Source organism: Carnobacterium sp. 17-4, from assembly GCF_000195575.1.
GTDB lineage: Bacteria > Bacillota > Bacilli > Lactobacillales > Carnobacteriaceae > Carnobacterium_B.
The window spans coordinates 1,820,448-1,835,019 of sequence record NC_015391.1 but is presented as its reverse complement, the minus strand read 5'-3'; the positions used below and the strand labels follow the sequence as shown (position 1 = coordinate 1,835,019).

The 14,572-nt window shown below is 34.4% G+C and carries 14 protein-coding genes; 9 read left to right on the top strand and 5 right to left on the bottom strand.

Annotation, left to right across the window (positions count from 1 at the left end; all coding sequences use genetic code 11):
• Positions 1 to 179 precede the first annotated feature (179 nt).
• On the bottom strand, positions 180 to 914 hold the full coding sequence (locus CAR_RS08740; protein WP_013711357.1) for a YjjG family noncanonical pyrimidine nucleotidase: 735 nt from the start codon (positions 912 to 914) through the stop codon (positions 180 to 182).
• 126 nt (positions 915 to 1,040) lie between these two features.
• On the opposite strand from CAR_RS08740, the gene CAR_RS08735 reads away from it, so the two are divergent.
• The 5 genes from CAR_RS08735 (at position 1,041) to CAR_RS08715 (ending at position 3,902) form a co-directional block, all read left to right on the top strand.
• On the top strand, positions 1,041 to 1,370 hold the full coding sequence (locus tag CAR_RS08735) for a DUF6054 family protein (protein ID WP_041556497.1): 330 nt from the start codon (positions 1,041 to 1,043) through the stop codon (positions 1,368 to 1,370).
• A gap of 135 nt (positions 1,371 to 1,505) precedes the next feature.
• On the top strand, positions 1,506 to 2,153 hold the full coding sequence (locus CAR_RS08730; protein ID WP_013711355.1) for a CAP domain-containing protein: 648 nt from the start codon (positions 1,506 to 1,508) through the stop codon (positions 2,151 to 2,153).
• 159 nt (positions 2,154 to 2,312) lie between these two features.
• A complete protein-coding gene (locus tag CAR_RS08725; RefSeq protein ID WP_013711354.1) occupies positions 2,313 to 2,897 on the top strand; it encodes a cob(I)yrinic acid a,c-diamide adenosyltransferase in 585 nt (194 codons plus the stop codon).
• A gap of 47 nt (positions 2,898 to 2,944) precedes the next feature.
• Positions 2,945 to 3,364 (top strand): DUF4430 domain-containing protein, encoded by a 420-nt coding sequence (locus tag CAR_RS08720; protein WP_013711353.1) that lies wholly within the window; start codon positions 2,945 to 2,947, stop codon positions 3,362 to 3,364.
• Positions 3,351 to 3,902 (top strand): metal ABC transporter permease, encoded by a 552-nt coding sequence (locus CAR_RS08715; protein ID WP_013711352.1) that lies wholly within the window; start codon positions 3,351 to 3,353, stop codon positions 3,900 to 3,902. Before CAR_RS08720 ends, CAR_RS08715 begins: the two co-directional genes overlap by 14 nt.
• Positions 3,903 to 3,969: 67 nt before the next feature.
• Here CAR_RS08715 and CAR_RS08710 read toward each other — a convergent pair whose 3' ends face one another.
• A complete protein-coding gene (locus tag CAR_RS08710; RefSeq protein WP_013711351.1) occupies positions 3,970 to 5,475 on the bottom strand; it encodes a M23 family metallopeptidase in 1,506 nt (501 codons plus the stop codon).
• A 275-nt stretch (positions 5,476 to 5,750) separates the two neighbouring features.
• On the opposite strand from CAR_RS08710, the gene CAR_RS08705 reads away from it, so the two are divergent.
• Both CAR_RS08705 and CAR_RS13400 read left to right on the top strand, forming a co-directional pair.
• Complete coding sequence (locus CAR_RS08705; RefSeq protein ID WP_013711350.1) at positions 5,751 to 6,650, top strand: ROK family protein; 900 nt, start codon at positions 5,751 to 5,753, stop codon at positions 6,648 to 6,650.
• Between the two features lie 145 nt (positions 6,651 to 6,795).
• Positions 6,796 to 8,565, top strand: coding sequence for an ammonium transporter (locus CAR_RS13400; RefSeq protein WP_013711349.1), 1,770 nt, complete (start codon positions 6,796 to 6,798; stop codon positions 8,563 to 8,565).
• A 60-nt stretch (positions 8,566 to 8,625) separates the two neighbouring features.
• Here CAR_RS13400 and CAR_RS08695 read toward each other — a convergent pair whose 3' ends face one another.
• Genes CAR_RS08695 through CAR_RS08685 form a run of 3 tightly spaced genes read right to left on the bottom strand, consistent with a single transcriptional unit; the run spans position 8,626 to position 10,855 of the window.
• Positions 8,626 to 9,243 carry a hypothetical protein gene (locus tag CAR_RS08695; protein WP_013711348.1) on the bottom strand — a complete coding sequence of 206 codons (618 nt, stop codon included), beginning with the start codon at positions 9,241 to 9,243 and terminating at the stop codon, positions 8,626 to 8,628.
• On the bottom strand, positions 9,243 to 10,244 hold the full coding sequence (floA, locus tag CAR_RS08690; RefSeq protein ID WP_013711347.1) for a flotillin-like protein FloA: 1,002 nt from the start codon (positions 10,242 to 10,244) through the stop codon (positions 9,243 to 9,245). The genes CAR_RS08695 and floA overlap by 1 nt, the downstream gene beginning before the upstream one ends.
• Positions 10,241 to 10,855: an NfeD family protein gene (locus CAR_RS08685; protein ID WP_443101006.1), complete on the bottom strand. Its 615-nt coding sequence runs from the start codon at positions 10,853 to 10,855 to the stop codon at positions 10,241 to 10,243. Before CAR_RS08685 ends, floA begins: the two co-directional genes overlap by 4 nt.
• Positions 10,856 to 11,349: 494 nt before the next feature.
• Here CAR_RS08685 and CAR_RS08680 point away from each other — a divergent pair, with 494 nt between their 5' ends.
• Together CAR_RS08680 and glgB are read left to right on the top strand one after the other, a co-directional pair.
• The gene (locus tag CAR_RS08680; protein WP_013711345.1) at positions 11,350 to 12,360 is read left to right on the top strand and encodes an FUSC family protein; all 1,011 of its coding nucleotides are present in this window, start codon (positions 11,350 to 11,352) and stop codon (positions 12,358 to 12,360) included.
• Positions 12,361 to 12,620: 260 nt separating this feature from the next.
• Positions 12,621 to 14,531, top strand: a complete 1,911-nt coding sequence (glgB, locus tag CAR_RS08675) for a 1,4-alpha-glucan branching protein GlgB (RefSeq protein ID WP_013711344.1) — start codon at positions 12,621 to 12,623, stop codon at positions 14,529 to 14,531.
• Positions 14,532 to 14,572: the final 41 nt, after the last annotated feature.

Below are 14,572 nucleotides of genomic sequence, written 5' to 3'. Positions count from 1 at the left end.
AGTGTAGCACTTAACTACTAGAAAATGCAATTAAATTATAGTATGAAAATGCTCTTAAATGCTGCTAAATCAATGGTTTCAGAAATGGTATAGGTCGATTTTTTGAAAAATTAATGTATCATTCTTTTAAAAAAAATAAAAAAGGGTAGAGAAGTAATTCTCAAACCCTTTTTAACTGTCTAGAAAGTTAATACAGAATGTGTAGTAGGTGTTTCCTTTGTAGAATTAGGTGTTAAAAGCATATTTTCTAAGGTTTGTAGTCGGTGAATCTCATAAGTTGGATTATGTGTTACGTTCATAGGTCCTTTAGGATTAAACCAACATGTATCGATTCCAGCATTGATTCCGCCTTGAATGTCAGAAGTTAAAGAATCTCCAATAATTAATGTCTTATCCGCAGAATGGTGAGGGATTTTTTCAAAAACATGATTGAAAAATTCTTTCATAGGTTTTTGATAGCCAACTTCCTCAGAAACAAAAATATCTTTGAAATAAGTGGTCAGTTCTGAGTTGTTTAGACGGATAAACTGGGTACGTGCAACACCGTTTGTTACTACATAAAGGTCATACTGTTTGGCTAATTTTTGAAGTAATAATTTCGCACCATCAATCAGTACAGCACTTTCTTCTAAATATTGTCTGTATAAGTTATCCAAATGGACCCCGTTTAATGTTAATCCAACTTTTTTAAATAAAATTGAAAAACGGGTATGCAATAATTCTTCCCGTTTAATTTCTCCTTTTTCAAAAGAAGACCATAATTTTTGGTTCATTTTTTGATAAAAGTGCTTAATATCATCTGTTAAGACAACATTATGTTCGTTAAATAATTTTTGTAAAGCATAATTTTCAGCGGCTTTAAAATCAAGCAATGTATCATCTACATCAAATAAAAGTGTTTTGTATCGTTTCAAATGAATGAACCTCCTTAATAAATTAGTTGTTTTAAATATTCTTTAAAAAGTATACCATTTATCTTGTGTACAGGTAGAATGTTCAGCATAATAAAGCTAACTAAACAAATTTAAAGGGTGGGCGAGATGAAAGAAAAACAAATTATATTGAATGGAAATAGTTCTAATATTTTAGAATATTTTAAACAGAATTTAACTGCTGATAATTATGAACAATCGATTACATATGGATTTGATTTTGAATATGGAAAAGGTTACCTAACCGTATTTGAAAGATACTTTATCAGAAATGACAGCGTAGCAAGTTTGACCCTTCATATACACCCTTTAGAAAATGAACAAGTTGAATTAACAATGATCGTATCAGGCAGTGAAACTGGGATTTTAAAAATAGATTGGTGGATAGGAAAATCTATTTTTAAAACAATGGATCAGCTGATAGAGGAACTTAGATAGATAGAAAAGTAAGTTAATCAAATTTCAATGTGAAAACAACACAATCGTTTTCCTTTTAACGTATATGTGTACTCAATCATTTTTGGTATACTACAAGCAGTAAGTGAATGAGAACATAAAGAAAGGTTTGATGGAATGAGAAAATTTTTCTCATATAGTTTACTATTGATCGTATTGATTGGTTTTGGCTACTGGCTTGGCAGTTCGACTATTTTAGAAGGTACAAAAATTAGTGATACTATCTTTCTAATGGAGAATAAATTAAAAGATAATCCATTAGTACTTGTAGAAGAATCCCCAAACATTAGTGAACAAGAACAATCAACGAGTGTGGATTCAACAAGCACGAATGAGTTAACAGAAACCGATGAAATTGACGTTGCAGTTGTGGAGAAAAGAATGTTAGAGCTATTAAATGATTTAAGAAGTGAAGTGGGTGTTGCACCTGTAAGTTCAAATGATCAATTAAAAAAAGCAGCTAATATACGAGCAATTGAAACAGAAGAATCATTTTCTCATACACGCCCAGACGGAAAAGCTACTTTTACCGTATTAGAAGAGGCAGAAGTTAACTATTCATATCGATTAGCGGGAGAAAATTTAGCAATGGGAACTTATTACCTAGCAGAAAAAGAAATGGCTGAATGGTTGTTTAAAGGATTAAAAGATAGTCCAGGACACTATGAAAATATGATAAAGAAGGATTTTGAGGAAGTGGGAATTGGGGTTCATTATGATGGCACCAATCTTTATATTGTTCAAATATTTGGAACACCCTTATAAATGACTTACGCATAAATTTATTAGTTGAATAGCAAAAAAAAAGATTGAGTTAAACGACTCAATCTTTTTTCGTTAACACTACATGTTGTGGTTGTAAAATGAATATATCTGATATATAGTGGTTTTAAGGAGATGTAACAAAATGAAAGGGGAATTTTTGTGCAACTTTATACAAAGACGGGCGATAAGGGGTATACAAGTTTAATTGGCGGCGAGAAGGTAAGAAAAGACACAAATCGAGTGAATGCCTATGGAACAATAGATGAACTAAATTCATTGATTGGATATATTGTGAGCCAACTAGAAGAAAGAGATTCATCGTTAAAAGCAGAACTTATTGAAATGCAACAGAATCTATTTGATTGTGGAACAGACCTAGCTACGCCTCATGGAAAAGGAACATATAAAGTAACAAAAGAGATGGTACAAAACTTAGAAATGAGTATTGATAGTTACTCTGATAAATCTCCGGAGATTTTATCATTTGTGTTGCCAGGGGGACATCCGATAGCTAGTCTTTTACATATGGCACGAACAGTTGTTAGAAGAGCAGAAAGGTCCATCGTGAGTTTAGCCACTGAACAATCAATAAATCAATATGCAGCAATCTATATGAATCGATTATCTGATTATTTTTTCGCTGTTGCCAGAGCTGTTAATAATCACTACAGCGTAAAAGAAATTTTATATGAAAGAGGAGGAAAAGTTTTTCATCCTGAATTAAAGAAAGAAGATTTGAGTTAAAAAGAGTAGCTAAGCATAGTTATTCGATAATTGGAGGAATAAGTAAGATGAAAATAATTAAATTAGGACTTATTGGATTAACAGCTTTTAGCTTAGCAGCTTGTGGAGAAGTTACTATGCAAGAATCAGAATCTTCTGCTGCAAAAAACACTTCTTTAGTGGAAAATCAGACAAAAGAAACTCTTTCTATTGTTATTGCATTAGAACAAGACGGAAAAGAAGTTGCTACAGCTACAAAAAAATTAGAAGTATCCGAGGGCACTACGGTCTTAGAAGCCCTTAAAAAAGAATATGAAGTAGTTGAAGAAGGCGGATTTATTGCTTCTGTTGAAGGAATGAAACAAGACGAAGAAGCAGGAAAGTATTGGATGTATGAAGTAAACAATACAGAGCCAACTGTAGGAGCAGCCGAATACGAGTTACAAGATGGAGATCAAGTGAAGTGGTTTTTAAATGCTTTGCAATAAAAGTACTGGAAAACTATCCATTCAAAGAATAACCTTACTTGCCTTTTTGACAGCACTTTGCCAAGTTAGCCGTCAATTGCTTCAGTTCCTGCCAAATGTCCAGCCGGTAACCGTTATCTTAATTATTTTAACGTTAACAGTAGGGATAAGTGATGCACTAATTGTAGCTGTATTGTCGATTCTTTTATCAAATATGACACTTGGAATGGGTGTTTGGACAATTGCTCAAATCGTTTCATTCTTTGTAGTGGTTTTGGTTACTGGACTAATGATCAAACCTATATTTAAAAAAATTCCTTTTGCCCTGATGGTTTTTTATGCCGGATTTACAGGCTATTTATACGGATTCATTATCTCCTTGATTCAAGCTCCCTTTTTTGGTATTCAAAATTTTTGGATTTATTATGCTTCGGGTATTCCTTTTGATACAATGCACGCAGTAGGGAATAGCGGATTTTATTTGATCCTAGCGCCGATTTTATTTCCTTTACTAAACAAATTTCTTAACAAGTACTATTCCAACGGTGATTGGAAATAAAACAGATAAAAAGACAGAAAGTTCATTGTAAAACTGAACTTTCTGTCTTTTTATTTAACTTTTCTATTTATAAATAAGAAGCAGGGTTAACACGGCTCCCGTTTTTGTACATTTCAAAATGTAAATGTACTCCAGTAGAAGATCCAGTTGTTCCCATTGTTCCAATTTGTTGGCCTTGAGAGACCTGTTGCCCTGGAGAAACAAGTAAACTTCCTGCAACCATGTGAGCATAAAGAGTTTGCATACCATTTCCATGGTCAATCTTCACATAGTAGCCCCATGAGGAATCATATCCTGCAATGACAACTGTACCACTCTGAGCAGCTACAATTGGTCCACCACCGCCAAAATCAATTCCACCGTGTAATTTATGCTCACCCGTAATTGGATGTATACGGTAACCATAAGGTGAGGTTGAGTACCCACCACTAGGATGAATAAAACCTGAATTAGCTGATGGTTTTGATTCTGGTTTAGGTTCTGGTTTAGGTTGTGGTTTGGGTGTAATAGCCGGTTTTTTTGACGAACTAGAGTTACTTGAAGATTTTGAATTACTAGAACTGTTTGATGAACTGCTCGATTTATTAGCACTTGTTGATTTATCAGGAGAAGAGCTAGCAATTGTTGTTTTTTGTTCGGCAGCTTTTTTAGAAGCTTCCTCTTGCTCTGTTTTTTCTCGTTCAGCTTTTTCTTGAGCCGTAACGGCAGCTAATCTAGCTTCTTCCTCAACAGCAGCTTTTTTAGCTTCTTCTTCAGCAGCTTTTTGAATCGCTAACTGTCTTGCTTGTTCTTCTTCAATAATACGTTGACGTTCTTCTTGCATTTCTTCAGATAAAGTACTTGTTTGAGTAGCGATTACTTGCTGTTCTTTAACAAATGTATTTTTTTCTTCTTCTGTCATATCATATTGAATAGCAACTTGGACGATTTTATCATCCATTTCAGCTTTTTGGGCGACTAAGTTATTTTTTGATAATTCAATAGCATTTTTGGTTTCTTCAATAGCAACTTTTTCAGCTTTTGCTTCTGCTTCACTCGCTTCTAATGTTGTTTGATCCGTTTCTTGTTCAGTCACAATAGTCTTATTAGCTGTAACAAGTTGATTAACAATACCTATGCGGCCTACTAAGTCTGAAAAACTTTCAGCAGTTAAAATAAGGCCTATTAAATTAGAAGTACTCCCATCCGTTTGTACAGAACGCGCTTGGTTTTCCAGTTTGCCTGTTCGTTGAGCAATTAATTCTTTTAAAGCTTCAATTTCAGTTTTTAATTGTTCAACTTTTGCTTTAGACTCTTCTAATTTTTGTTCTTGATCATGTAATTTCATTACTGTTTCGTCAATTTGAGATTGCAGTGTAGTGATGTCTGATTCTAAATGACCTTTTTCTGTTTCTAAGTCGTTTAGGGTTTCGTCTTGTTCTTTGATTCTATTATTAAGCTCTGATGATTGTGAGTCAAGTTCGTTTTTTTGTTGTTCCATTTCTTCCAACGTATCAGCTTGAACAACAGTTGGTAAAAATGGGCTAGCGAACATCATCGAAGCCATAATTCCTGTTAATATTTTCTTTTTCAATAGTCTACCCCCATAAATCGTCTTGCATTTACATACTTAAAAAGTATAGCATAGATAGTAAGCAGATATGATGTTAGTTGTGTAACAAATAGCTAGAATAGTATTACATAACAGTCGTAAGCTGAAATAAACAACGGCATTCATTTTGATAAGAACCGCAATAAAAACTCAGAAATTAAAAAGCAGATAGTCTGTAACCGTTCTATTCATTAATAGATAGTGGTAAACTGAAGGTAGTGAAAAACAGAGTAGAAATGATGAAGGAGGCGAAAATAGTGTATTATTTAGGCGTCGATATTGGAGGAACAGAAACGAATTATGGGTTAATTAATGAACAAGGTGAATTAGGGGAGATTAAGTCAAGAAAAACACCTATGCAATCGTTAACACATTTCCTAGACATGATGGGAGATATTTATGATGAATATGCTCATCAAATTGAAGGCATGGCCATTAGCATGCCGGGAATTATTCATTCCAAAACTGGATATGCTGTTCATGGTGGATCATTAAATTACATTAAGAAAATGAATATGATTGAGATGTTGGAAACGAGATGTCAAACGACGATTCATGTAGAAAATGATGGCAAAGCTGCAACCCTTGGAGAATTATGGAAAGGGAATTTAAAAGGAATTCAACATGGAGTCATGCTGAATCTTGGAACGGGTATCGGTGGAGGAATAGTAGTAAACGGTGCAGTGTTGAAAGGACAGCACTATTCAGCCGGAGAATTTTCATTTATTAAAACGAATACGGCTAGAAGTAAGGATGCATCCTACATGTTTGGGTATCAAAATGGAATAAGGTACTTGTTTAAAAAAATAGCTTTTCAATGTAAAATACCATTAGAATCTATGGATGGTTTTAAGATGTTTGAACTAATTGAAGCTGGAAATGAAAAAGCCGCATCCTGTTTGAATGACTACTGCTATACGTTAGCTATTCAATTGTTCAACTTACAAACTATTTTAGATCCAGAAAGAATTATTATCAGCGGTGGAATCAGTGGAAATCCATTATTGATTCAACTGATTAAAGAAAACGTAAGGAAAGTGTACGAAGAGGAGTTAGGTGATGGCTTGTTTATTGTACCTGAAATAATGAAAAGCAAGTTTGGAAACAATGGAAATATTATTGGTGCTTTATACAATTATAAATTAAATGAAGAATAAAAAATAAAAAGCTTTCAATCCGAGTTATATCATATAACATGGATTGAAAGCTTTTTTAGGTTATTTTTGCAATTTAATTTAAAACGCTTGTTTTGAGCTTTTTTAAATGTTAGGTTTTATAACATATGAAAAGGGAGGTAAGAATATGTTTTCATCTGTGGATACGTTATGGGTTCTTGTTGGAACAGTATTAGTATTTTTTATGCAAGCAGGTTTTGCAATGGTCGAAACTGGATTTACTAGAGCAAAGAACGCTGGTAATATTATCATGAAAAATTTGATGGACTTTGTATTAGGTTCTTTAATGTACTGGATCATTGGTTTTGGAGTAATGTTTGGTCCCAGTATAGCTGGGTTATTTGGAACACCGGATTTATTTGTACAAGGCAGTTATGACACTACTATACCAAGTTATGTATTTTTGATGTTTCAAACGGTCTTTGCTGCAACTGCCGCAACAATCGTTTCTGGATCAATGGCAGAAAGAACAAAATTTAGTGCATACCTAGTTTACACATTGGTTATTTCTACTGTAGTTTATCCTATTTCTGGACATTGGATTTGGGGTGGAGGATGGTTAGCACAATTAGGATTTGTCGATTTTGCTGGTTCGACAGCTGTTCATATGGTTGGCGGAGTAACAGCCTTGATCGGAGCAAAAATTGTAGGGGCTAGGATTGGAAAATACGATACAGATGGAAAAGCAAAAGCTATTCCAGGGCATAGTCTAACATTAGGAGCTTTAGGAGTTTTCATTCTTTGGTTTGCTTGGTTTGGGTTTAATGGAGCTTCAACGGTCTCTGCCACGGGTGACGAAACATTAGCTCTTATTGGGACGATATTTTTAAATACAAATCTATCTGCAGTAACGGCTACATTAGTTGCTATGGTGATCACGTGGACAAAATACGGAAAACCGGATATTTCTATGACGCTAAATGGTTCGCTAGCTGGTTTAGTAGGAATTACAGCTGGATGTGCGATAGTTTCACCATTTGGAGCTGTAGCGATAGGGGCAATCTCAGCAAGTGCATTAGTTTATGGAATTGAATTTATCGAAAAGAAAGCTAAAATTGATGACCCAGTTGGAGCTTTTGGAGTTCATGGAATCTCGGGTGCTTTAGGAACGATTCTAGTAGGTGTTTTTGCAACAGACAGAGGTCTGCTTTATGGCGGTGGATTTAATCTCTTAGGCATTCAACTAATAGGAGTAGTATCTGTGGTTGTATGGGTGACGGTCACAATGGTTATTACGTTTAAACTCATTGATAAAACAATTGGGTTACGAGTAACAGAGGAAGAAGAAATTGCAGGGATGGATATTTCAGAACATGGATTAGAATCAAGCTACGGTGACTTTGTAACGGTTCCTTTTGGACAAAAATCTCTATTCGAAGGTTTGAAAATTGAAAGCTCAGAGCCTGAATTAGCATTTTCAGGTGTAGGACCTCTTGCTATCAATAAGGAAGATAGACATGAGACAGTTAAAGTTCACCAACAGCTAAAACAACCTTTTACTACTGGCGAAAAGGAAGAGGCTAGTTTAATGAAAGTGGACATTATAACAAATGAGTCTAAATTTGAAAAATTAAAAAAAGCTTTAAATAGCATTGGTATCACAGGTATGACAGTAACAAAAGTTCAAGGATACGGCCTGCAAAAAGGACAAACAGCTTATTATAGAGGAGTTGAAATCGAAGCAGATTTACTTCCTAAAATAAGATTAGAAGTAGTGGTTAGTAAAGTTCCTGTTTCTTTGGTTATAGAGACAGCTCGAAAAGCACTATATACGGGCACAGTTGGAGATGGTAAAATTTTTGTCTATAATGTTGAGAATGTCATTCGAGTCAGTTCTGGAGACCAAGGAACAAAAGCTTTAGAATATGATGAAGAGAGAGAAGAAGTTAGGGTATAATCGAAAAAAAAAACCAATAAATAAGTTCCCTAAAGAACTTTCTTATTGGTTTTTTTGTGCTTATTTATTGTTTCTTAAACTAACAGGTTTATCTAAAATTTCTTTGTAGATGATCCCTTTTACATAATCATTATCATTTTGTAAATGAATTTTCTTAGCTTTAACCTCAGTCTGATAACTTGATTTTCTGGTAGAAGTTACCTTATCAATTGGGGTCAATGATGTTAAATCATCTCTATCAAAAAGCGTTTGACTTTTACTTTTGTTAATGTCATTTTCATTAAATAGAGTTGATTTTGGAGCTGTAGAAGATCGAACGGGTTCTGGTTTTCTTTTAGTATTTTGTTGCAGGTTTTCAGCTCTTCTACGGGCTGCATCTTGTTGCATGCGACTAGACAATTGCTTGGCATGCGCTTGTTGGTTTCGTTTTTGTGAAGTACCATTAGCGTTGCTTGCATACTTTTGTCGAGTGGCATTATTTGTTAGAAAAGCATCTTTTAAGGAAATAGAATCCTTATTTGTTAACTCTTCTCTTTGATAAGTTTGCCTTTGATTACTTTTTGATGGAGAAGAGTTGCTTCCGATAGACGCAATGAAAAAGCGATAAATAGTAGCGATAATAGAAAAGAATGTAGTCCCTATAAGAAATAAAACGACAAGGGCTATTAAAGTATTCATTATCTATCACTTTCTCTCTCAGTAGAATCTGAAATAGAGTTTCTCATTTTAGTATCGGCATTAACATTATTCATATTGTAATAATCCATTGCACCAAGGTTTCCTGATCTCAAAGCTTCGGCTAATGCTAAAGGTACTTCAGCTTCGGCTTCAACCACGCGTGCGCGCATTTTTTGAACTTCAGCAATCATTTCTTGTTCTTGTGCAATCGCCATAGAACGTCTTTCTTCTGCTTTAGCTTGTGCAATATTCTTATCTGCTTGGGCTTGTTCCATTTGTAAGCTGGCACCGATATTACGACCAACATCAATATCTGCAATATCAATTGAAAGAATTTCAAAAGCAGTACCAGAATCTAATCCTTTTCTTAAAACAGTTTTTGAGATAGAATCCGGATTTTCTAGTACATCAGTATGTCTTGCGGCACTACCAACAGTGGTTACGATACCTTCACCAACACGAGCAATAATGGTTTCTTCACCAGCACCACCGACTAAGCGTTCGATATTTGCACGAACAGTTACTTTAGCACGAGCTTTAACTTCGATACCATTCATTGCCATTGCAGCAATTTGAGGTGTTTCAATTACTTTAGGGTTAACACTGACTTGAACAGCTTCAAAAACATTTCTTCCTGCTAAGTCAATTGCGGCAGCTTGTTTGAAAACTAAATCAATATTTGCACGTTGTGCGGCAATCAAAGCGTCTATAACTTGGTTAATATCTCCACCGGCTAAATAATGGGCTTCTAGCTCATTAATATCAATGTCTAAACCAGCTTTAGTTGCTTTAATTAATGGACGGATGATGTCTTGTGGAGCTACTCGTCTTAATCGCATTCCTACAAGTGTTCCTATATTAACTTTAACGCCTGAGAAATAAGCAGTAACCCATAATCCAACGGGTACGAAACGGAAAAATAAACTAATAACGATAATAACGATAATGGCTATGAATAAAAAGCCAATCCAATTTGTGGGGCTCTCTGCAACTGTTGTCATGTTTTATCCACTCTCCTAACAATAATTTTATATCCTTCTACTTTTGTGACAATAACCGAAACATCTACGTCTATGTGTTCGCCTGTACTGACAACATCTAACTCTGTATCTTCGAATGCTACTTTTCCAGATGGTCTTAGAGGAGTAGTTGTTTTTCCAATTTTTCCTAAATAAGCTGAAGCGTCATTGTTGCTCGAAAACCCGCTTTTTTTATCTAAGTTATTATTAAGAACAAGTTTTTGTAAATGCGTCAGCGAGTAGCCTCTTCTGATAAGCATAATCACTAAGAATGTAGAGGCGACCACAGCGATACTTAAATCCCGCAAGGTTGTTCCTAAATCATTATTGGTTAAATAGATACCACCAATAATTAAAAGAAAACCAATTATACCTGCTACACCAAAGTCTGGTACAAAAACTTCAAAAATCAGCAGACAGATTCCTAAAATAAAAATAATGATTGGAATCCAATTTTCTAGATTATTTAAATAAAAATAGCCACCAAAACTTGCTAATGCTAATAGTCCACCTAAAGCGGATTGAGGCGTTAATGCCGCTATTACTAAACCAATAAAACCAACAGTCAATAATAGTATTTCCAATCTGTTCACCCCCTTTACGATAAGCTCCTTTAAATAGTTGCCTGACTAATTTGTAGTTGGACTTACCTACCATCATTTTACCATTAGTAACACCGTAACGCACTTTTAACTCAACATTTTCTAATTTTTTTTAGTATTCACTTAGTGGCATCTTATTTCTTTAATTAATTTTTAGACAGATAAAAAGATGACTAGTGAAGTTGAATTTCTGAAGGAATACAAGTTAGCCTGTGGTTATGCAAAGAATTTTATTCAAAGACTAAAACGTTAGCTTTTAAGTTAGCTCAAGAAGGAGGACATTGAAAAAAACAGAAAAGAGGTATAAGCTAGAAAGGAGCGTGTAATACAATGCTACAGTAAGAACGACTCAGAAAAAACTGCTTCTTCAACGCAGTTTTTTTCTGTATAAGTATAAATAATTTAGGAAGAAGGTTGCGAAAATAATAAAGAAAAATAGTATAATTAACGAAATTTTTCACATCAGACAAACGGATGATCCTATAATGCGAGTGTTGGGAGCAGGTATGAGTGTGGCTATACCTTTATTAATTGGATATGTTGTAGGAAATATGAAGATTGGTACCTTTGGTAGTTTTGGAGCATTTGCTTTTATTTCATATCAACCATTACCTTTAAAAAAATTGGGATTGCGAATTGCTAAAGCTGGTGCAGCTATCTTAGTTGCTTTGTATGTAGGAATGATTGCTACTTTACTTCCATGGACAATACCAATCGTAATTGGCTTAGTTAGTCTATGCGGTTTTTTAACGGTACGCATATTGCATATTCCTAATCCAGGTGCTTTTTTTGTGATTATGGTCTGTATCATGGGAACTGGAACAACAGTAGCTTTTAAGGATATGTTTACAACGGTAGGATATGCAAGTATTGGAGTTGCAGCAGCCATTTTAGTAGCTTTATTGGTTGGATTTATAAATCAAAATTTTTTTCATATACCAACTTATGATGTCACTGCTACAAAACAAGAACTTTTTTTAGAATCAATTGAAAATGACTCTATTTTATTGCTTTCATCTGTTCATCATGCTGCTATTATTTTCTTTTCGGCATATATCAGTCAGTCATTAGGTTTTGGAAATGCTTATTGGATTACAATTTCTTGTGCAGCTGTTCTACAAGGACGAAACTTAGGAATGGTTTTTAACCGTAATATTCAGCGTATTATTGGAGGGTTTATAGGCTTACTTATTGGTGGTTTTTTTTTATCGCTTCATTTGCCTACGATACAAGTTGTTTGCCTAATTATTTTACTAAATATACTAGTTGAATACTGCATGGTAAGAAACTATGGATTGGCTAATTTTTTTACAAATCCACAAGCATTGTTACTCTCAAATCTATCAAAGGCTCAATTTACACTAGATTTGGTTCAATTTCGATTAGCTGGCCTTGTTATAGGCAGTCTAATTGGTTTACTCGGTGCATTAGTCATTACGTATGCCATTAAATTATATGATAAAGAAGCTCAATTAATAAAATATAAAAACAATTAAGTGTTTTTATTTTATTCCCCTAAAAAAGTGCTAGTACTTTTTTAGGGGAATTTTTTTTAAATTAAAACCAATATAATATAAAAGTAAGCGTTTTCTTTAAATAGTGGTATACTATCTACATAGTTAAATAGTTGGTCAATTTAAAAGAAAATAAAAAATAAGTCGATTATTAGGTGAAACCATTGTAAAATGAAAATAAGATTAAGAATAGATGAAAATGTGAAAAAGAGTTGGGAGTGAATTAATTGACGAATCAATCTATGAATGAAGACATTGAGGGCAAACTTGAAAAAGAATTGTATTTATTTAATAAAGGAAAACACTTTGATAGTTATTTAACAATGGGATGTAAACAGGAAACTTATGAGGGGAAAGTTGGTTTTCGCTTTACTGTCTGGGCTCCCAATGCAAAGAGTATTGGTTTAGTAGGAGATTTTGCAGATTGGCATGTAGGAATTGAAATGGATAAAATTGGCAAAACTGGTTGCTGGACCATATTTAGTGAACAGGCTACTGATGGGCAATGTTATAAATACCGTATAGAACAACCTGATGGTACGGTAAAGTTAAAAATTGATCCTTATGCTCTAGAATTTGAAGTAAGACCAAAAGATGCTTCAATTGTAAAAGATTTGCCGAAAAAGAAATGGAGTGATGGATTATGGACGGCAAATAAGAAACGCTTCCCCGTTTATGAACGGCCACTGAATATTTATGAAGTGCACCTCAGCTCATGGAAACACCACGATGACGATACTTGGTATACCATACCTGAATTACAAAATGAATTAATTCCTTATGTAAAAAAAATGGGTTATACGCATATTGAGTTTATGCCTTTGATGGAACACCCTCTTGATGCATCCTGGGGATATCAACTGACAGGCTATTATGCGCTGTCTTCAAAATTTGGCACAATGGAAGAATTTCAAAATTTTGTAGAAGCGGCACACTTGGCCAATATTGGGGTAATAATGGATTGGGTCCCAGGTCACTTTAATCGCAATGATTATGGAATGGTTTATTTTGATGGCACACCACAATATGAATATTCAGATAAAAATAAAGCGGAAAATAATCGTTGGGGGACCATGAATTTTGATTTAGGAAAAGACCAAGTTCAAAGTTTCCTGATTTCTAATGCGTTTTATTGGATCGAACAGTTTCATCTAGATGGTTTAAGAGTGGATGCAGTGTCGAGTATGTTATATCTGGATTATGATTTAGGAGAGTGGACCCCTAATGAAGATGGAAGCAATCATAATAAAGTTGGTGTAGAATTCATAAAGAAATTAAATGAAAAAGTATTTGAAAGGTATCCTGACACACTTATGATAGCTGAAGAAAGTACCGCCTGGTCAAAGGTCACAAAACCTGTCTATATGGGGGGGTTAGGATTTAATTACAAATGGAATATGGGATGGATGAATGACACCTTAAAATTTTTTGAAATGGATCCGTTATTCCGTAAAGATCATTTCAACTTAATTACCTTTTCTTTTATGTATGCTTTCAACGAAAATTTTATTTTACCATTTTCTCATGATGAAGTTGTCCATGGAAAAAAATCATTGATGCATAAAATGCAGGGCGATCGTTACAACCAATTTGCCAGCTTGCGTACGCTAGAAGCGTATATGATGGTTCATCCAGGGAAAAAATTAAATTTTATGGGAAATGATTTTGGGCAGTTTCTAGAATGGCGCATCCATGAAGGCTTAGAATGGGAAAGCTTGGATGATGAAATGAATGCTAAACATTTGTACTTTATGGAATCATTAAATATGATGTATAAAAAGGAACGCGCACTTTGGGAAGTAGATCATCAAGAGGAAGGCATTCAAATTCTAGATGCGGATAACTCTGCTGAAACACTTTTGTCGTTCATTCGTAAAGGAAAAAAACCGCGTGACTTTGTATTAGTCATTTGTAACTTTGTTCCAGTTGAACGTAAAGGGTATAAAATAGGCGTTCCTTTTGAAGGGGTTTACGAAGAATATTTAAACACTGAGATGCATGAATATGGAGGCGTTTGGACAAGCAATCAAGGACCATTGAAAACGATAAAAGAAACTACTCATCAACAAGAACATACAATCGAATTAATTGTACCGGCAATGAGCGTTTTGATTTTACGACCAAAAAGAATTTTTGGAGTGCCAAAAAATTAATGGATAAAAAGGAGGGTAGAGGAAGAATGGCAAGGTGATTC

Bases quoted from the DNA above. Each gene is read 5' to 3' on its own strand.
- CAR_RS08735 (WP_041556497.1), top strand. From the start codon at position 1,041: ATGAAAGAAAAACAAATTATATTGAATGGAAATAGTTCTAATATTTTA.
- CAR_RS08730 (WP_013711355.1), top strand. From the start codon at position 1,506: ATGAGAAAATTTTTCTCATATAGTTTACTATTGATCGTATTGATTGGT.
- CAR_RS08720 (WP_013711353.1), top strand. From the start codon at position 2,945: ATGAAAATAATTAAATTAGGACTTATTGGATTAACAGCTTTTAGCTTA.
- CAR_RS08715 (WP_013711352.1), top strand. From the start codon at position 3,351: ATGCTTTGCAATAAAAGTACTGGAAAACTATCCATTCAAAGAATAACC.
- CAR_RS13400 (WP_013711349.1), top strand. From the start codon at position 6,796: ATGTTTTCATCTGTGGATACGTTATGGGTTCTTGTTGGAACAGTATTA.
- CAR_RS08695 (WP_013711348.1), bottom strand. From the start codon at position 9,243: ATGAATACTTTAATAGCCCTTGTCGTTTTATTTCTTATAGGGACTACA.
- floA (WP_013711347.1), bottom strand. From the start codon at position 10,244: ATGACAACAGTTGCAGAGAGCCCCACAAATTGGATTGGCTTTTTATTC.
- CAR_RS08680 (WP_013711345.1), top strand. From the start codon at position 11,350: ATGCGAGTGTTGGGAGCAGGTATGAGTGTGGCTATACCTTTATTAATT.
- glgB (WP_013711344.1), top strand. From the start codon at position 12,621: ATGAATGAAGACATTGAGGGCAAACTTGAAAAAGAATTGTATTTATTT.